The organism is Streptomyces sp. cmx-4-9, assembly GCF_046548835.1.
Taxonomy (GTDB): domain Bacteria; phylum Actinomycetota; class Actinomycetes; order Streptomycetales; family Streptomycetaceae; genus Streptomyces.
Map to the genome: position 1 here is coordinate 414,087 of NZ_JAEBEE010000003.1, position 17,972 is coordinate 432,058.

The 17,972-nt window shown below is 70.2% G+C and carries 17 protein-coding genes; 10 read left to right on the plus strand and 7 right to left on the minus strand.

All coding sequences use genetic code 11. The features are described 5' to 3' along the window. Positions 1-92 precede the first annotated feature (92 nt). The 9 genes from rpmH to ACLJTM_RS12830 all read left to right on the plus strand — a co-directional run bounded on the left by rpmH (position 93) and on the right by ACLJTM_RS12830 (position 6,593). Positions 93-230, plus strand: a complete 138-nt coding sequence (rpmH, locus tag ACLJTM_RS12790; RefSeq protein ID WP_008741645.1) for a 50S ribosomal protein L34 — start codon at positions 93-95, stop codon at positions 228-230. 21 nt (positions 231-251) lie between these two features. Then, a complete protein-coding gene (gene rnpA, locus ACLJTM_RS12795; protein WP_411103630.1) occupies positions 252-626 on the plus strand; it encodes a ribonuclease P protein component in 375 nt (124 codons plus the stop codon). Continuing rightward, positions 623-904 carry a membrane protein insertion efficiency factor YidD gene (gene yidD / locus ACLJTM_RS12800; protein WP_383987261.1) on the plus strand — a complete coding sequence of 94 codons (282 nt, stop codon included), beginning with the start codon at positions 623-625 and terminating at the stop codon, positions 902-904. The genes rnpA and yidD overlap by 4 nt, the downstream gene beginning before the upstream one ends. 3 nt (positions 905-907) lie before the next feature. Beyond that, complete coding sequence (gene yidC / locus ACLJTM_RS12805; protein WP_411103632.1) at positions 908-2,014, plus strand: membrane protein insertase YidC; 1,107 nt, start codon at positions 908-910, stop codon at positions 2,012-2,014. 15 nt (positions 2,015-2,029) lie between these two features. Beyond that, a complete protein-coding gene (locus tag ACLJTM_RS12810) occupies positions 2,030-2,539 on the plus strand; it encodes a protein jag (protein ID WP_411103633.1) in 510 nt (169 codons plus the stop codon). Positions 2,540-2,669: 130 nt separating this feature from the next. Beyond that, on the plus strand, positions 2,670-3,386 hold the full coding sequence (rsmG, locus tag ACLJTM_RS12815; protein ID WP_411103634.1) for a 16S rRNA (guanine(527)-N(7))-methyltransferase RsmG: 717 nt from the start codon (positions 2,670-2,672) through the stop codon (positions 3,384-3,386). Positions 3,387-3,649: 263 nt separating this feature from the next. Further along, positions 3,650-4,738, plus strand: coding sequence for a ParA family protein (locus tag ACLJTM_RS12820; RefSeq protein ID WP_411103635.1), 1,089 nt, complete (start codon positions 3,650-3,652; stop codon positions 4,736-4,738). Beyond that, positions 4,735-5,832, plus strand: coding sequence for a ParB/RepB/Spo0J family partition protein (locus ACLJTM_RS12825; RefSeq protein ID WP_411103636.1), 1,098 nt, complete (start codon positions 4,735-4,737; stop codon positions 5,830-5,832). The genes ACLJTM_RS12820 and ACLJTM_RS12825 overlap by 4 nt, the downstream gene beginning before the upstream one ends. Positions 5,833-5,975: 143 nt before the next feature. Beyond that, complete coding sequence (locus ACLJTM_RS12830) at positions 5,976-6,593, plus strand: GNAT family N-acetyltransferase (RefSeq protein WP_411103637.1); 618 nt, start codon at positions 5,976-5,978, stop codon at positions 6,591-6,593. 82 nt (positions 6,594-6,675) lie between these two features. On the opposite strand, the gene trxA is transcribed toward ACLJTM_RS12830, so the two are convergent. From trxA to ACLJTM_RS12865, 7 genes are all read right to left on the minus strand, one after another. Beyond that, positions 6,676-7,017: a thioredoxin gene (gene trxA, locus ACLJTM_RS12835; RefSeq protein ID WP_411103638.1), complete on the minus strand. Its 342-nt coding sequence runs from the start codon at positions 7,015-7,017 to the stop codon at positions 6,676-6,678. Positions 7,018-7,066: 49 nt separating this feature from the next. Next, positions 7,067-8,026, minus strand: a complete 960-nt coding sequence (trxB, locus tag ACLJTM_RS12840; protein ID WP_411103639.1) for a thioredoxin-disulfide reductase — start codon at positions 8,024-8,026, stop codon at positions 7,067-7,069. A gap of 135 nt (positions 8,027-8,161) precedes the next feature. Further along, positions 8,162-9,124 carry a hypothetical protein gene (locus tag ACLJTM_RS12845; protein WP_411103640.1) on the minus strand — a complete coding sequence of 321 codons (963 nt, stop codon included), beginning with the start codon at positions 9,122-9,124 and terminating at the stop codon, positions 8,162-8,164. Continuing rightward, positions 9,121-9,816, minus strand: coding sequence for an RNA polymerase sigma factor SigM (gene sigM, locus ACLJTM_RS12850; protein WP_411103641.1), 696 nt, complete (start codon positions 9,814-9,816; stop codon positions 9,121-9,123). The genes ACLJTM_RS12845 and sigM overlap by 4 nt, the downstream gene beginning before the upstream one ends. A gap of 97 nt (positions 9,817-9,913) precedes the next feature. Next, entirely contained in the window at positions 9,914-11,641 is a 1,728-nt protein-coding gene (locus ACLJTM_RS12855; protein WP_411103642.1) for a protein kinase family protein, read from the minus strand. A 126-nt stretch (positions 11,642-11,767) separates the two neighbouring features. Then, positions 11,768-13,942, minus strand: a complete 2,175-nt coding sequence (gene murJ, locus ACLJTM_RS12860; protein WP_411103643.1) for a murein biosynthesis integral membrane protein MurJ — start codon at positions 13,940-13,942, stop codon at positions 11,768-11,770. Between the two features lie 46 nt (positions 13,943-13,988). Beyond that, positions 13,989-16,265: a DUF6049 family protein gene (locus ACLJTM_RS12865; protein WP_411103644.1), complete on the minus strand. Its 2,277-nt coding sequence runs from the start codon at positions 16,263-16,265 to the stop codon at positions 13,989-13,991. A 185-nt stretch (positions 16,266-16,450) separates the two neighbouring features. Here ACLJTM_RS12865 and ACLJTM_RS12870 point away from each other — a divergent pair, with 185 nt between their 5' ends. Next, positions 16,451-17,917 (plus strand): CCA tRNA nucleotidyltransferase, encoded by a 1,467-nt coding sequence (locus ACLJTM_RS12870; RefSeq protein WP_411103645.1) that lies wholly within the window; start codon positions 16,451-16,453, stop codon positions 17,915-17,917. The last annotated feature ends 55 nt before the right edge of the window (positions 17,918-17,972 follow it).

A 17,972-nucleotide genomic window follows, 5' to 3' on the forward strand; every position in this document is an offset into this window, starting at 1 on the left:
CCACACGGGCGAACACGCGAGATTTCCTCGTGGGCGCACGGTGACAGCCAGGCGATGTCCCGCCACAACGATTCATTCTCTGGAGCCCCCGAGTGAGCAAGCGCACCTTCCAGCCGAACAACCGCCGTCGTGCCAAGACCCACGGCTTCCGTCTCCGGATGCGTACCCGTGCTGGTCGCGCCATCCTCGCGAACCGTCGTGGCAAGGGCCGCGCCGCCCTTTCCGCGTAACCACACGCAGGTCGTGACGTCGTGCTGTCTCCCGAGAATCGGCTGAGGCGGCGCGAGGACTTCGCGAGCGCGGTACGCCGAGGTCGCCGGGCCGGTCGCCCGCTCCTCGTCGTCCACCTACGTACCAGCGGTGCAACGGACCCGCACGAGCCGGGGGAGACAGTTCCCTCGACGCGTGCGGGTTTCGTCGTCAGCAAGGCTGTCGGCGTCGCCGTCGTCCGCAACCGGGTCAAGCGCCGTCTGCGCCACCTGGTCCGCGATCGGCTGGCCCAGCTGCCCGCCGGTAGCCTGGTGGTGGTACGTGCGTTGCCCGGAGCGGGTGACGCCGGCCCCGACGAACTGGCCCGGGACCTGGATGCCGCGCTGGTGCGGCTCCTGGGAGGCGTGGCTCGATGAAGTACCCGCTGCTCGCTTTGATCAAGCTGTACCAGTGGACGATCAGTCCGCTGCTCGGACCGGTGTGCCGCTACTACCCCTCGTGCTCGCACTACGGGTTTGCGGCCATCGACCGACATGGTGCGGTGAAGGGGACGGTTCTGACCGCCTGGCGGATCCTGCGGTGCAATCCGTGGTCTCCGGGTGGTGTGGACCACGTCCCACCCCGTAAACGCCCGCGTTGGCACGAGCAGCTGCGCAGTGCGTTGCGTAGATCTCGCAATGCTCAAGGAGCCTGATTAGTGGACACGATTGCCGGTCTGTTCAGCTTTATCACCACACCCGTTTCGTGGATCATCGTCCAGTTCCACTCCCTGTACGGGGCGATCTTCGGAGCGGACAGTGGCTGGGCCTGGGGCCTGTCCATCGTGTCCCTGGTGGTTTTGATCCGTATCTGCCTGATCCCGCTCTTCGTGAAGCAGATCAAGGCGACGCGTGGCATGCAGGCGCTCCAGCCGAAGATGAAGGCGATCCAGGAGCGCTACAAGAACGACAAGCAGCGTCAGTCCGAAGAGATGATGAAGCTGTACAAGGAGACGGGTACCAACCCGCTCTCCTCGTGCCTTCCCATCCTGGCGCAGTCCCCGTTCTTCTTCGCGCTCTACCACGTGCTTGCAAGCATCGCCAACGGCAAGACCATCGGCGTCATCAACGAGTCGCTGCTGCAGAGCGCCCGCCAGGCGCACATTTTCGGCGCCCCGCTGGCCTCGAAGTTCACGGACAGCGCCGCGAAGGTCGCTGAGCTGGACGCCTCGGTCACCAACGTGCGCATCGTCACCGCCGTCATGATCGTGATGATGTCGCTGTCGCAGTTCTACACGCAGCGCCAGCTGATGGCGAAGAACGTCGACCTCTCGGTCAAGACGCCCTTCATGCAGCAGCAGAAGATGCTGATGTACATCTTCCCCGTGATCTTCGCGGTCATGGGCATCAACTTCCCCGTCGGTGTCCTCGTCTACTGGCTGACCACCAACGTGTGGACCATGGGCCAGCAGATGTACGTGATCAACCAGAACCCGACGCCGGGCAGCAAGGCCCAGGACCAGTACCTGACCCGCCTCCTGAAGCACATCAGCTCGCACGGCGACGTCAAGGGACGCGGCAAGAAGAAGATCGTGGCGGCCATCGTGGCCAAGGGCCCGGACCGCAACGACAACGAGCGCAAGTTCATCACCGCGCTCACCAAGCAGGGCCTGGCCGCCCAGGCGGACGGTTCGGTCGCCAAGAGTTCCGAGGCCACGGCCGATGCGGATGCGGCGAGCGGCGGTGCCGGTGCCAAGCGGCAGCAGCCCAAGCGGCAGACCAAATCCAAGCGTCAGACGCCCACCAAGCCCTCTCCCAAGAAGTAAGAAGGAGTCCCTCCCGTGACGGAAGGCACCACCACCGCCGCCGCTGAGGGTGGCGACACCCTGACTCGCCTGGAGCAGGAAGGCGAGATCGCCGCCGACTACCTTGAGGGCCTGCTGGACATCGCCGATCTGGACGGTGACATCGACATGGACGTCGAGGCCGACCGGGCCGCGGTGTCCATCGTCAGCGACTCGGACCGTGACCTGCAGAAGCTCGTGGGCCGCGACGGTGAGGTCCTGGAGGCCCTGCAGGAGCTGACCCGCCTCGCGGTGCACCGCGAGACCGGGGACCGCAGCCGTCTGATGCTGGACATCGCCGGGTTCCGGGCGCAGAAGCGCGAGGAGCTGGCGGCGCTCGGCGCCCAGGCGGCGGCGGACGTGAAGGCCTCCGGTGAGCCGCTGAAGCTGGCGCCGATGACCCCGTTCGAGCGGAAGGTCGTCCACGACGCCGTGGCGGCCGCCGGCCTGCGGAGCGAGTCCGAGGGCGAGGAGCCGCAGCGCTTCGTCGTTGTGCTCCCGGCCTGACCGGTAGCGACAGTGCTCGGCCCCGTCTGTATCGCAGGCGGGGCCGATGTTTGTCAGCCTGGCCGTGTGGACGACGCGGCAATCCACGACGTGGTTTTACGAGACCTTGCGGTACGGAAGGACGGTCCCCGTGACGGAGGCAGCTGAGCTTCCCCCGGCGCCTGAAGAGGCGCGCGCGGTGTTCGGTGAGTTTTTCCCGGAAGCTGTGCGGTACGCGGAGCTGCTGGCGGACGCGGGTGTCAAGCGGGGCCTCATCGGCCCGCGCGAGGTGCCGCGCCTGTGGGAGCGGCACCTGCTGAACTGCGCGGTCCTGTCGGAGGTGGTGCCGCAGGGCGTCACCGTGTGCGATGTGGGTTCGGGTGCGGGTCTGCCCGGTATTCCGCTGGCCCTGGTCCGGCGTGACCTGAAGATCACGCTGCTGGAGCCGTTGCTGAGGCGGACGACCTTCCTGCAAGAGGCCGTGGAGCTCCTGGGCCTGGACCACGTGACCGTGGTGCGCGGCCGGGCCGAAGAGGTGCTCGGCAAGGTGCAGCCCGTCCATGTGGTCACGGCGCGCGCGGTGGCTCCGCTGGACCGGCTGGCCGGCTGGGGCGTGCCGCTGCTGCGTCCCTACGGCGAGATGCTGGCGCTGAAGGGCGACACCGCCGAGGAGGAGCTGGTGGCGGCCAAGACTGCGCTGGCCAAACTCGGCGTGGTGAAGACCTCGGTGCTGCATGTCGGCGAGGGCGTGGTGGACCCGCTGTCGACGGTGGTGCGGGTCGAGGTCGGCGAGAGCCCCGGCGGGGTGAGGTTCGCGGCCAAACGGGCCAAGGCAGCCCGGGTGGGCCGTACGCGTCGGCGACGCTGAGCCCTCTGTTCTGTCCGGCCCGGCGGATATGCGTATCCGTTGGGCCCTATAGGTATGGATTTCGGAGTGTCGTAGGGGTCGGCAGACCGCGTCCAGGCATCGTGTTTCACGTGAAACGTCGCTCTCTGCTGCACGGAATCATCAGCCGCGGCCGTGCGGCCGCGTCCCCCCGGAACCGCAAGGACGCTGGGGGGACGGAGTTGTCCACATCGGTGGATTCATCCACAGGAGTACGGGCCCCGCTGGTTCGCGACCCCGGTGACATGGGAGGCTCTGTTCATCGCGAGCCTGATGCCGAGGAGAGTGACACCGTGCGGTCCGACGCCAACCTCGCGGGGCCGATGGCCGACCCGGTCCCCGGTCCCCGCTCTGAAGCGGTGGGTGAGGATGTTTCACGTGAAACATCGCCTCCCCCACTGGTAGACAACGACACCCCCATCGGCCGAGCCGCCCAAATCGCCGTGGAGACGCTCGGGCGGTCCGGGGAAGCCCTGCCGAGGCCCGAGCAGACCAGGGTCATGGTCGTGGCCAACCAGAAGGGCGGCGTCGGGAAGACCACGACGACCGTGAACCTGGCGGCCTCCCTGGCCTTGCACGGGGCGCGGGTCCTGGTGATCGACCTTGATCCGCAGGGCAACGCCTCCACGGCGCTGGGCATCGACCACCACGCAGACGTCCCCTCGATCTACGACGTCCTGGTGGACAGCCGGCCGTTGTTGGAGGTCGTCCAGCCCGTGGTGGACGTGGAGGGCCTGTTCTGCGCCCCTGCCACCATCGATCTGGCGGGTGCGGAGATCGAGCTGGTGTCCCTGGTGGCCCGCGAGAGCCGACTCCAGCGGGCCATCCAGGCGTACGAGCAGCCGTTGGACTACATCCTGATCGACTGCCCGCCCTCCCTGGGGCTGCTGACGGTGAACGCCCTGGTGGCCGGCGCAGAGGTCCTGATCCCGATTCAGTGCGAGTACTACGCGCTGGAGGGACTGGGTCAGCTGCTGCGCAATGTCGACCTGGTGCGGGCCCACCTGAACCCGAACCTGCACGTCTCGACGATCCTGCTGACGATGTACGACGGCAGGACCCGGCTGGCCTCCCAAGTGGCGGACGAGGTGCGCAGCCACTTCGGCAAGGAGGTGCTGCGGACGAGCATTCCGCGGTCGGTGCGCATCTCGGAGGCGCCGAGCTACGGACAGACGGTGCTCACCTACGACCCGGGTTCCAGCGGCTCCCTCTCCTATCTGGAGGCGGCGCGCGAGATCGCGTACCGCGGGGTCGGCATTCAGTACGACGCCCGGCACGCCCATCTGGGCGCGGGCATGAACAGCACGCAGAGTATGGCGGAGGGGATCCAGTGAGTGAGCGACGCAGAGGTCTGGGGCGGGGGCTCGGTGCGCTGATTCCGGCGGCTCCGCAGGAGAAGACGCCGCCGGTGATCGGTGGCGGTTCGACGTCTCCGTCGGCGGTGCCGACGCTGACGTCGGAGCGGGGGGTCGCCGCGGCGAAGCTCGCCGCACTGGCGCAAGCCGATGTTTCACGTGAAACATCGGCGGAGGCGGCTTCGGTGAGCGTGCCCGAGCCGACGCGAGAGCCGGAGAACACCCCGGGTGTGGCGGGGGCGACGTTCGCGGAACTTCCGATGGACGTCATCACCCCGAACCCGCGGCAGCCGCGCGAGGTGTTCGACGAGGACGCCCTGGCGGAGCTGGTGACCTCCATCCAGGAAGTCGGTCTGCTCCAGCCGGTGGTCGTGCGTCAGGCGGCGCCGGGCCGCTATGAGCTGATCATGGGTGAGCGGCGCTGGCGGGCGTGCCGGGAGGCCGGTCTGCAGCGCATCCCGGCGATCATCAGGGCGACGGACGACGAGAAGCTGCTGCTGGACGCCCTGCTGGAGAACCTGCACCGGGCGCAGCTGAACCCGTTGGAGGAGGCTGCCGCGTACGATCAGCTGCTTCAGGACTTCAACTGCACCCATGACCAGCTGGCCGACCGGATCGGGCGCTCGCGCCCCCAGGTCTCGAACACGCTGCGCCTGCTGAAACTGTCGCCCTCCGTCCAGCGGCGTGTTGCTGCGGGGGTCCTGTCGGCGGGGCATGCGCGTGCCCTGCTCTCCGTGGAGGACTCCCAGGAGCAGGACCGGCTGGCCCACCGCATCGTGGCGGAAGGTCTGTCGGTGCGCGCGGTCGAGGAGATCGTGACGCTGATGGCCTCGGAGCCCTCCAGCACGGTCAAGCCGAAGGGACCGCGGGCGGGGGCCCGGCTGGCTCCGGCGCTCAACAATCTGGCGAGCCGGCTGTCCGACCGCTTTGAGACGCGGGTGAAGGTCGACCTGGGCCAGAAGAAGGGCAAGATCACCGTCGAGTTCGCCTCGGTGGAGGACCTGGAGCGGATTCTGGGCACGCTGGCGCCGGGCGAGGGCCGGGTACTGGAGCAGGGTCCGTCCGGGGAGTGACCTGAGCCCGCCGAGGACACAGGGGCGGATCGTGCCGGAGTGAACCGGGGCGGTCCGCCCTGTTCTGTGTGCGGGCCCCGACGGCTCGGGCCGACGGGGCTTGTTCCGTCCAAGAAGGACGGACCAGTGGATACGATGCGTTCATGGGTCGACGGTTGGTACCGCTCACGCTGGACAACCTCCAGGACCTGCCCCGGCGTTGCCGGTCCTGTGTGTTCTGGGAGCTGGATCCCGTCAGTGGTGAGGCCGCGGTGAAGGCGGGGCACGCTGACCGGGAGAAGGAGGCGTGGATCTCCGCCGTCCTGTTGGAGTGGGGCTCGTGCGGTCGCGTCGTCTATGTGGACGAGGTCCCGGTCGGCTTCGTGCTGTGCGCCCCGCCCGCCTATGTGCCCCGGGCCACCGCCTTCCCGACCAGCCCCGTCTCACCGGACGCGGTCCAGCTGATCACCGCGTGGATCATGCCGGGCTACCAGGGGCAGGGCCTGGGCCGGGTCATGGTGCAGACGGTGGCCAAGGATCTGTTGAGGCGGGGGTTCCGGGCCATCGAGGCGTTCGGGGATGCACGGTGGGAGGGCCCGGCATGCCTGCTGCCGGCGGACCACCTGCTGGCGGTGGGGTTCAAAACGGTCCGCCCGCACCCCCTGCACCCGCGGCTGCGCCTGGAACTGCGGTCGACCCTCTCGTGGAAGGAAGACGTGGAGCTGGCGCTGGACCGGTTGCTCGGCGGGGCCCGGAAGGAACCGGCCCTGCGCCCGCTGTGAGCCGGAGCAAACGCAACGGGGCCGTCCCCTGCAGGGAACGGCCCCGTTCGCTTCGGCTGCGCTCTTCGCGCGGCTCTTTGCGTCAGGCGGTCTTGACCTCGACGAAGTCCGAGAGGTCGCGCAGGATGGCGGCCTTGGGCTTGGCTCCGACGATGGTCTTGGCGACCTCGCCGCCCTGGTAGACGTTCAGCGTCGGGATGGACATGACGCCGTACTTGGCGGCGGTGGCCGGGTTCTCGTCGATGTTGAGCTTGACGACCTCGATCTGGTCGCCGTACTCGGCGGCGATGGCCTCGAGGGACGGCGCGATCTGGCGGCACGGACCGCACCAAGCGGCCCAGAAGTCCACCAGTACGGGCTTGTCGCTCGCGAGGACCTCGGCGTCGAAGTCAGCGTCGGTCACGTTCTTGAGGGTGCCGGCCACAGCGGCCTCCTTCTTTTCCTGCGGGGGTGTGGGTGGGGATGGAGCGGGATCAGACGGTTGCGTGCGCGTGCTCGGAGTCCGCGAGGGCGGCGAGGAAGCGCTCGGCGTCGAGGGCGGCGGAGCAACCCGTGCCGGCGGCGGTGATCGCCTGACGGTACGTGTGGTCCACGACGTCGCCGGCGCCGAACACGCCGGTGAGGTTGGTTCGCGTGGAGGGAGCGGCGACCTTGAGGTAGCCCTCGTCGTCGAGCTCCAGCTGCTCCTTGAAGAGCTCGGTGCGCGGGTCGTGGCCGACGGCGATGAACAGGCCGGTCACGGGCAGCGCGGAGGTCTCACCGGTCTTGGTGTTGCGCAGGGTCAGACCGGACAGCTTCTGCTCGCCATGGATCTCGGCGACCTCGCTGTCCCAGGCGAACTTGATCTTGGGATCGGCGAAGGCGCGGTCCTGCATGGCCTTGGAAGCCCGCAGGCTGTCACGGCGGTGGACGATCGTGACCGACTTGGCGAAGCGGGAGAGGAAGGTCGCCTCCTCGATCGCGGTGTCGCCGCCGCCGACCACGGCGATGTCCTGGTCCTTGAAGAAGAATCCGTCACAGGTGGCGCACCAGGAGACACCGCGGCCGGAGAGCGCGTCCTCATTCGGCAGCCCGAGCTTGCGGTGCTGCGAGCCGGTGGTCACGATGACGGCCTTGGCACGGTGGACGGTACCGGCGGTGTCGGTGACGGTCTTGATCTCACCGGTGAGGTCCACGGACACGATGTCGTCGGGCACCAGCTCGGCGCCGAACCGCTCGGCCTGCGCACGCATGTTGTCCATCAGGTCCGGGCCCATGATGCCGTCCCGGAAGCCGGGGAAGTTCTCGACCTCGGTGGTGTTCATCAGAGCGCCGCCGGCGGTGACGGCACCCTCGAAGACCAGGGGCTTGAGCGAAGCGCGTGCGGTGTACAGGGCGGCGGTGTAACCGGCCGGCCCGGAGCCGATGATGATCACGTTTCGGACGTCGCTCACGGGTTTCTTCCTCGTCTCTGCGGACTGCGTGCTGCCTACCGGGGGCCGGTGCGGACTCTCACCCCACCCAACGGATCCTACGGCGCCCGCATTCCCGTTCTGTCCGAGTGCGGACGCCGGGGGTCCGGACGGGGGTCAACTGCGGGAGAACGTCTCCTTCAGCACCAGCCGTCCGGGGGCGTCCGAAGCGCCGTTCTCGCAGCTGCTGTCGACCACGTAGGCATCCACCCGGGCGGTGTCCCCGGAGTGCGGCAGAACGAGGAGGTAGGCGTCCCCGCCCTGGTAGCTCCCGCGTTCCGAGGCCAGCGGGGCCTCGGTGCGGCCGGTGGCCTGCTGGACACAGGACGGGACGGAGGATGCGGCGCGGTCGCCGGGGGCGATCCCGGCTCCCGGGGAGGTGTTCTCCAACCCGTAGGTGTTGTTCTGCCCCTCGGGAGCGGTCTTGAGGCCCGGCCCGGTGCCCAGCAGATGCCGGACGCTGTCCTGGAGTCCCTGTGCGGTGTAGGACCCGGCATCGGCGCGCGGTGCGGCGGCGGAGTTCGTGGTCCGGCCGGCGGCGGTGCCGTCGCGGCCTGCCGGGACGTTGAGGTCGCCGAACAGGAAGAGGCCCAGGGCGCAGGCGCCGGCGCCCACCAGTCCCGCGAGCACCGCCATTGTGCGGCGGGCCCGGCGGCGGCCCGGTCCGGTGGGGCCGACCGGGTGGCCGGCGGGGCGGTGCGCCCGGGTTCCCGGCGCGGCGGCTCGGGATGTTTCACGTGAAACACCGCTGTCCGTGGTGTCGGGCGCGGCCGTGGCGTCAGGCTGGTCGTGCTCTCGGGGGGAGGTGGAATCGAGGAGCGCCTCGGCGGCGAGGGCCGCATCGATGCGGCCCGCCACGTCGGCGGGCATCCGGGACGGCCCGGGGAGGGTGCCCAGCAGACCGCGGATCTCCTCCAGGGAGCCGTGCACGTCGGCGCACAGCTCGCAGGCGCCGAGGTGGCGGCGGACCTCAGCGGCCCGGGCGGGCGAGAGGAGCCCCTCGGTCAGATCGGAGATCTCCGAGACGTCCGGGTGCCGGACCGCACCGGTCGTACCGGGCACGCCTGTCGGGGGAGTCACGGTCGTCCACCTCCGCCCTTCACAGCGTCTGGGTCTGGATGCCTGGGTTCTGCCGCTGATGTGACGGCTGTGCCCGGCGTCCGGTTCCTTCCCCGCTCCACCTCGGTGTTACCCCCGGCATTCGAGCGCAGATGAGTGAGGAGGGGGACGAGTTTGGCCCGGCCGCGGGCGCACCGGCTCTTCACGGTCCCGGTGGGCACGTCGAGCACGCGGGCGGCTTCGGCCACCGGGTAGCCCTGCATGTCCACCAGGACGAGAGCGGCCCGCTGATCCGGCGGGAGGGTGGCGAGCGCGGCCAGCAGCTCACGGTGGAGGTCTTCCCGCTCCGCCGGTGCCTCGGCGGACTCGTGGGGCTCCAGGAGGAGCTCCAGGCGCTCCGTGTCGTTCAGGGGCGCGGTCCTGCGGGATGCGGCCTTGCGGGCCCGGTCGAGGCAGGCGTTGACGGTGATGCGGTGCAGCCAGGTGGTGACGGCCGACTCCCCGCGGAAGGTGTGTGCGGCCCGGTAGGCGGACACCAGGGCGTCTTGGACGGCGTCGGCGGCCTCCTCCCGGTCACCGAGGGTGCGCAGGGCCACGGCCCAGAGGCGGTCGCGGTGGCGGCGTACCAGCTCCCCGAAGGCCTCGGGATCCCCGTCGGCATGCCTGGCCAGCAGGTCTGCGTCGCTGGCATCGCCGTTCGCTGCGTCGTGCATCACACCTTCCCTCCCGCAGGGAGGTTACGGCCTGTGCGGGGGAAACACGAGGGCCCGCCGGCCGGGTGGCGCAGCGGGCCCGTGGCGGCCGGACGGTTCAGGAACCGTGGCCGAGGATCTTGATGTCGCTGATGCCGCCCCGGTAGCTGTCGCCGCCTTCGGGGCCCAGCTCGGTGATGTGGACCAGCACGTAGCGGGTGCGGACCGGATTCTCCAGGGTGGCCTGCAGCTTCTTCTGCGCGACCGCCTTTTTGGCGATCACCTGCGAGAACTCCGCCAGCGAGTCCGGGGCCGAGGCTTCGGGAGGCGCCGCGAGGACCTGGAGCTTCTGGCCGGCCAGGTGCAGGTCGAGGTCGAGCCCCGTCACGTTCTGCACGCTGCCGAGGTCGACGACGACCCCGGTGCCGTCCTTGCGGGCGGGGAGGTTTCCGAAGTTGGCGTAGTCGCGGTAGTGCGGAGTGATCCAGGCCGTACCGGTGTCACCGTCGATGGCCTTGTCCACGTCCTCGGGCTTGATCTTGTCTCCGCCCAGGGTGAGGACCGACGCGCGGGCCAGCGGCAGGGGCTTGTCCGGGTCCTTCTTCGCGGGGGCGTCGTCCGCCGGCGGCTCGGCCGGACCGGTATCGCTGTTGCTCCCCTGGTTCACGCGTTCCAGGAGGGTGTCGGCGAGCTGCCAGCTGCCGAGGCCCAGGGCGGCGATCAGCAGGGCGGCGACCCCCCATTTGAGGACCCGGCCGGTACGGCTCTGCAGCGGGGCGGGGGCGGCGACCGTGATGTTCTGGACCGACATCGAGCCGGCGGCGGCGGGGCGGCCGTAGCTGCCCTGCTGGTAGGTGGTGTTCTGGTACTCCGGCGGCGCGGCGAAGGCCGGCTCGGGCGGGCGGATGCGGGGCATCGCGGCGACGGCCTTGGCCAGTTCCTCCGGGGAGGTGCAGGCGGGCTCCTGCCGGGAGGCGGTGGCGCCGTCGTTGGCGAGGGCGCGCATGGCCAGTTCGCCCAGCCCCCGGTGGACGCCGGCGCGGACCTGGTCGGGAGCGATCAGCCCCACGCCCTTGGGCAGGCCGGTGAGGCCGTAGGCATCGTCCTCGTAAGGCCACCGCTGGGTGAGGGCCGCGTAGAGGAGCGCACCGATCGCCTCGGTGTCGGCACGCTGCGGGGTGTCGCTGGTGATGCCGCGCAGGGCCGCGTTCACGGCGAGGCCGCGGATCCGGTACTGCCCGGTGGAGGTGCGCAGTATCGCGCTGGGCGTCAGGCGCAGGTGCGCGAGCCCCTCGCGGTGCGCGGCCGCCATGGCCTGGGAGACCTGGCTGACGAGCTGGTACGCCTCGTGGGCCTCCAGCGGGCCGGCGGCGAGGAGAGCGGTGAGCTCGGTGGCGTCGGGCAGCCATTCGTGGACGACGTAGACGAGGTCGTTCTCCTCCACGGCGTCGAGGACCTGGACGAACCGGGGGTCGCCGAGCAGTGCGGAGGACCGGGCGGCCGCCAGGACGGAGCGCGCCCGCGGATGGTCGGCGGGGAGCAGGTGGACGCCGACGGCCCGGCGCAGCTTCTCGTCCATCGCACGCCAGCTGCTGAATCCGTCCACACGGGTGACGCACTCTTCGAGCCGGTAGCGTCTGGCGAGCTTGTGGCCACTGTGCAGTTCGGGTGCGGCCACGGGGGCCGCGGGGGTGCGTTCGGCGTCCTTTTCCGGCATGCGTCCGTCCGCGGCTCGTCCGTTCTGCGTGTCCACCCCGTCGGCCGTGGCCTTGACCGCCTGCGCGGCAAGCGGCTCGTCGCCGCTGTTGTCGGCCACGTCGACGGCAGCCGTGCTACGTTCCGCCACCGTCGTCCCTGCCTCCCCATCCGTTACGCGCTGTCGGCCAGTCTGCGAAGCCAAGCCAATTGTGCCCACAGTCCGGGCCTGTGCACGACACGCGAGGACGGCCGAGATGATCGGCGGGCGTGCCCATCAGCGCCCCAGACGTCCGCGGACCATGCCGACCATGGCGTTGAGCTCTTCGATCCGCATCCGCTTGGCGGCGAGGAGGAAGACGGCCGCCAGTGCGATGCCGCCGGCCACCAGGGCAGCGGCTGAACCGAGGACCCCGCTTCCCAGCCCCCGGGTGACCGCGTAGGCGACGGCCCCGGCCACGGCGGCGGCCGGGACGCAGGCGCCGGTCAGACGGGCGTAGGTGCGCATCACGTGGGCGCCGTCGAGGTCGCCGCCGAGGCGGGTCTTCAGGCGGCGCCAGGCGATGCCCACACCCACGGCGTAGCCGAGGCCGTAGGCGGCGGCCATGCCGACCACGGCCCAGCGCGCGGGGAGGAGGAAGAAGGAGGCCGCGGAGCCCGCCGCGTTGACGGCGGCCACGATGACCGTGTTGTAGAAGGGCGTCCGGGTGTCCTCGTAGGCGTAGAAGCCACGCAGGACGACGTACTGGACGGAGTACGGGATCAGTCCGAGGCCGAAGGCCATCAGGACGTAGCCGATGTTCTGGGCGCCCGAGCCGGAGCCCGCGTAGAGCAGGGTCGCCATGGGGACGCCGAGGGCGAGGAACGCGAAGGCACAGGGGACGATCGCGACGGCCGAGGTGCGCAGTCCGTAGGAGATGTCGTCGCGCACGGCGGCGGCGTCCCCGTCATGGGCGGAGCGGGAGATCCGGGGCAGCACCGCGGTCATGACGGACACGGTGATGATGGCCTGCGGCATCTGCCACAGCAGGAGTGCGTAGTTGTAGGCCGTGATGCCGGTGCCGGGGTGGCCCTGCTTCTCGGCGACGGAACCGGCCCAGGTGGCGAGCTGGGTGACGACGACCAGCCCGATCTGGTTGGCCAGGACGAAGAAGAAGGTCCACTTGGCCAGGCGGGCCGCCTTGCCGAGACCGTGGCCCTTCCAGTCGAACCGCAGCCGCGGGCGGAAGCCGGCGTCGCGCAGGTAGGGCAGCATCGCGAGGGCCTGGACGGTGAGGCCCAGCAGCGTGCCCAGGCCCAGCAGCCGGACGCCGTCGGAGGTGACGGTGGTGGCGTTGACCCCGGAGGTGGTGAAGCCGCCGAAGGCCCAGATGAAGGCGCCGAAGGTGGCGATGACGACGATGTTGTTGAGGACGGGGGTCCACATCATCGCGCCGAACCGGCCGCGGGCGTTGAGGATCTGACCCAGCACCACGTGGACGCCCATGAAGAACATGGTCGGCAGGCAGTAGCGGGCGAAGGCGACCGCGACGTCCATCTGCTGCGGATCGGAAGCGATCTTCGGCGACATCATCGTGATGAACACCGGGGCTGCGAGGACGCAGATCGTGGTGATCGCGGCCAGCAGGACCACGACCAGGGTCAGCAGCCGGTTGGCGTAGGCCTCTCCCCCGTCGTCGTCGTTCTTCATGGCTCTGACCAGCTGGGGGATGAAGACGGCGTTGAGCGCACCGCCGCCCACGAGCACGTAGATCATCGTGGGCAGGGTGTTGGCGATCTGGTACGTGTCGTTGAAGGTGCCGACGCCGATGGCACCGGCGATCACCAGGGTCCGGAGGAAGCCGGTGATCCGGGACACGATGGTGCCGGCGGCCATGAGTGCGCTGGACTTCAGGAGGCTGGAGGCCCGGCCGGCGGGCTTGGCCGGTACGGCTGCGGCGACGGGGGCGTCCTCGGCGGGGATGCGGGGCGCCGCCTGCTGGTCGCGGTAGAGGTGGGCGAAGGCGTCGGGCTGGGGCTGGTCCTCCGCCGCCTTCGTGACCAGGGAGTCCACGCCGACGAACTCGGTGGTGGTCGCGTGGTCGCCGTACGGGAGGTGGCGGGAGGGGCCGTCCGGTTCGGGCGGCGGGGTCTGGGCCCACACCCGGGGGTCGGGCGCGTACGAGGGCGCCGTCGGCGCCGCGTAGAGCGGTCCGGGCTCCTGGTAGGTGCCCGGGGGCGGCGGCGGGTGCGCGGCGCGGTCGTACATGACCTCGGCGACGGGGTCCTGGGCGGACAGGTCCTGCGACCGGTAGGGGTCGTAGTCGTAGGCTTCCTGGACATACGGGTCACGCTCCGGCGCCGGCGCAGGCGCGGGAACCTGCCCGGGCACCGGGGCGCCCGGGGCAGTGCCCTGGGAGGGCGCGGGCCCACCAGTGCCCTGCGCGCGGTCACCGTCGTACGGCGCGTTCATCGCAACCCCACCTCATCGTCCCCAGGCCGACCGGCCACGGCATCGCTCAACGGTCCACTGTCTCACCCGTGCCGGACCCGTCCGCGCTTTGCGGTCCGGTGTCCGGGGACTCGTCACTCTGCTGCGTGCTCTCCCCGGCGGCGGCGCGGGCTGCGACGCGCTTGCGACTCGCGTACATCTTGACGCCTGCCAGGACCAGCAGCAGCACGCCTCCGGCGATCACCAGCATCACGGTCGGGGTGACCTCGGTGGCCTCCACGGTGAACTTGCGTTCCTTGCCGTAGGGGACCCCGTCCTTGGTGAAGAGCTGTGCGGTGACCTCGACGGGGCCGCTCGCGGTGGCGTTGGCGGTGAACTTGACGGTCTGGCTGTGCCCGCCCTGGACGACGACCTCCTGCTCGTCCTGGCCGCTCTTGCCGAACATCAGGCGGGTGGGGTTGGCGGACTTCACCCGCAGCACGAGGTTGTGCACGTCCTGGACCAGGCTGTTCTGGACGCTCACCGGGATGGTCGCGCTGTGTCCGGAGAGGGTGGCGTCGGACTTCGGGATGACCTTGACCTTGTCGGTGAGGCCGATGAGGTAGTCCTGCACCTGGTCCCGGTAGGCGCGGGCCTCGTCGGGCCGCCCGCGCCAGGAGGTGGACATCTCCCGGTTGGTGGCGTTGCCGAAGGGGATCTCGACGCGGTCGGGGGCGGCGAGGATCACTTTGAACCGGTCGAGCGTGTCCTGCGTGGTGCGGATCTTCTCGAAAGCCGATACCGGGAGTTCCTGCTTGCGCAGCTCCTCGGGGTACTGCCCGGCACCCGGCACCTGGGTGGCGGCCCCGGGGTCCGGCTTGGCCGCCGCGGCAGCCTCCAGGTCGCCGGGCTGGGTCCAGCGGCCGGCCTGGAGGGCCCGTATGGCGGCGGCCATGGAGTGGGCCTGGCTGACCGACGGCATCCGCTGGGGGGCGACGACGAAGCTGCGCTGCTCGTCGGTCTTCTGCTGGTTGAGGGCGAGGCTGTGGGCGAGGAACCGCTGGACGGCGAGGACCGAGCTCCCGGCATTGAGCATGTCGCCCTCGAAGGCGGTGGAGAGCTCGGCGTCCGCCACGACGGCGGTGGTGCCGGCGCCGATGGGCCGGGCCGCCGACGGGGTGTAGCCGAGCGATCCGGTCTCGGTGAGGCTGTCATTGCGGGTGAGCACGTTGTGGGCGCCGGCCGAGGTGGCGACGTTCACGATCGAGGGGTCGATCGCCCCGTCGACCGGCCAGGAGAAGTCCGTGGACGCGGGGACGTGCAGCACCGTCTCGACGGCCTGCTTCGCCTTGTCGGTGGCGGGCCGCAACTGCCCCAGGGTGCCTGAGACGTCCTTGCCGTGGTGGGCGAGAGAGGCCAGGTCGGGGTCGGCGAACGGCAGGGCGACCACCTTCTTGCCCTGTACGGCCGATTCCAGCGCGCTCAGCCACTGCTCCGCGACGGCCTTGTTCTTGCCCTGGACGGACTTGCCGTCCGGGGTGCGGACCCGGTACCCCTTCGCCATCGCGTCGACGGTGTGGAGCAGGTCGGGGTCGACGACCCAGGCGATCGGCAGGTCCTTGCCGAGGGCGACCATCTGGCCCAGGCGGCCCTCGGGCCGCAGCTCGTTGGCCAGGGAGTCGTCGAGGAAGACCGGGGTCTGCAGCTCGTCGGAGCCGGTCTCCGCCGTGACCCGCGTCTGGGCGATCAGCGGCCACACGTAGGTGAGCTGGGACTTCGTGGCCGCGGCGTCGGGCTGCCAGGGCAGGAAGGTCCGCTTGATGCCGAGCACCTGCTCGGACGGGCGGCTCTCGGTCGCACCGGACAGGGAGACGCCGAGCTGGTAGACGCCGTCCTTGTCCAGTTCCAGCTTGTTCACCGGGATGGTGAGGGTGAAGTCGCGGCTGACCTTCGAGGGGAGGGAGTCGAGCTTCACCGCATAGGCGGAGTCGATCTCACGGGGCTCCGTGCCGGGGCGGAAGCCGGTCCGCTCCGCGGTCTCGTCGATGGAGGCGCGGTCTTCGAGCACGGGTCCGACCCGCAGACCCACGTGGGCGTCGTTGATCGTCTCGCGCCCGTTGTTGACCACCCTGCCGGTGATCGTGAGGGTGTCGCCCTTCACGGGAGCGGTCGGGGCGAGGGATTCCAGCTGGACGTCGACGGTGGTCGCGTCAGCTGCCGTTTCGGCCGCCTCGGCCCTGGGGGCCGGCGAATAGACCAGGGCCGCGAGCACGGGCGTCCCGGCGAGCAGGACCACCGCCCGCCTTAGCCATCGGCGTCGGACAGGGGCTGGCGCCGCCCCCTGGTTCTCTGCCGCCTCGGCCACGCGCTAGCCCGTCCCTCGAAGTGTCGGTCGTCTCCGTTTGTGCGTCCACGCATGGTAACGAGAGCCGCTGTGCGTGAGTGCCGCGCCTTGCTCCACATGATCGGCTGCGGCCCGGGGCCGGTGTGCGGCGGGGCGCCCGGAAACGGGGGAGCCCGCGCCGGGCGGGGCACGTACCCTTTTCTGTTGTGCCGAATGCCAACGAAGACAACCCCAGTGCCCTGAGTCAGGTACAGCGCCGCGCGGTGAGTGAACTGCTGCGGGTCGCGCCTGTCGCCGACGAGCTCGGCCGCCGATTCCAGGCGGCCGGCTTCCGCCTCGCCCTGGTCGGCGGGTCCGTCCGCGACGCGCTGCTGGGGCGTCTCGGCAACGATCTCGACTTCACCACCGATGCCCGCCCCGAGGACGTACTGAAGATCGTCCGGCCGTGGGCCGACTCGGTGTGGGACGTCGGTATCGCCTTCGGCACCGTCGGTGCACAGAAGGCCGCCCGTGTCGGGGAGGTCGAGCGAAGCTTCCAGATCGAGGTGACCACGTACCGCTCGGAGGCGTACGACCGGACCTCGCGCAAGCCCGAGGTCTCCTACGGCGACTCGATCGAGGACGACCTGGTCCGCCGTGACTTCACGGTCAACGCCATGGCCCTGGCCCTGCCGGAGCAGGAGTTCATCGATCCGCACGGGGGCCGGGAGGACCTTGCCGCGGGCGTGCTGCGTACGCCGGGCACCCCCGAGGACTCGTTCTCCGACGATCCGCTGCGCATGCTCCGCGCGGCGCGGTTCGCGGCCCAGCTGGACTTCGAGGTGGCCCCGGAGGTCGTGGCCGCCATGAAGGCGATGTCCGAGCGGATCGAGATCGTCTCGGCGGAGCGGGTACAGGGCGAACTGAACAAGCTGCTCCTCTCCGCACACCCGCGCAAGGGCCTCGGCCTGCTCGTGGACACCGGGCTGGCCGACCGGGTGCTGCCCGAGCTGCCCGCCCTGCGGCTGGAGAGTGACGAGCACCACCGGCACAAGGACGTCTACGACCACTCGCTGATCGTTCTTGAGCAGGCGATGGCGCTGGAGGAGGAGGGCCCCGATCTGGTGCTGCGGCTCGCCGCCCTGCTGCACGACATCGGCAAGCCCCGCACCCGGCGGTTCGAGAGCGACGGCCGGGTCTCCTTCCACCACCACGAGGTGGTAGGCGCGAAGATGACCAAGAAGCGCATGACCGCGCTGAAGTACTCCAACGAGCTGGTCAAGGACGTGTCCCGGCTCGTGGAGCTGCACCTGCGCTTCCACGGCTACGGTGACGGCGAGTGGACCGACTCCGCCGTCCGGCGCTATGTCCGTGACGCCGGCCCGCTGCTGGGGCGGCTGCACAAGCTGACCCGCTCCGACTGCACCACGCGCAACAAGCGCAAGGCCAATGCCCTCTCCCGGACCTACGACGGTCTGGAGGAGCGCATCGCTCAGCTCCAGGAGAAGGAGGAGCTGGACGCGATCCGGCCGGACCTGGACGGCAACGAGATCATGCAGGTACTGGGGGTCGGTCCCGGCCCGGTGATCGGCAAGGCGTACGCCTTCCTGCTGGAGCTGCGCCTGGAGAACGGACCGGTGGGCCACGATGCGGCGGTCGCCGCCCTCAAGGAGTGGGGAGCCGGCCAGGCCTGAGGCATGGCCGGGGCGCCGATGTTTCACGTGAAACATCGGCGCGCCCCCGACGGGC

What these genes read in the sequence shown, in the direction of transcription:
- murJ (WP_411103643.1), bottom strand. Translation starts at nt 13,942, where the DNA reads ATGAACGCGCCGTACGACGGTGACCGCGCGCAGGGCACTGGTGGGCCC.
- ACLJTM_RS12830 (WP_411103637.1), top strand. Translation starts at nt 5,976, where the DNA reads ATGGGTCGACGGTTGGTACCGCTCACGCTGGACAACCTCCAGGACCTG.
- sigM (WP_411103641.1), bottom strand. Translation starts at nt 9,816, where the DNA reads ATGCACGACGCAGCGAACGGCGATGCCAGCGACGCAGACCTGCTGGCC.
- ACLJTM_RS12820 (WP_411103635.1), top strand. Translation starts at nt 3,650, where the DNA reads ATGGGAGGCTCTGTTCATCGCGAGCCTGATGCCGAGGAGAGTGACACC.
- yidD (WP_383987261.1), top strand. Translation starts at nt 623, where the DNA reads ATGAAGTACCCGCTGCTCGCTTTGATCAAGCTGTACCAGTGGACGATC.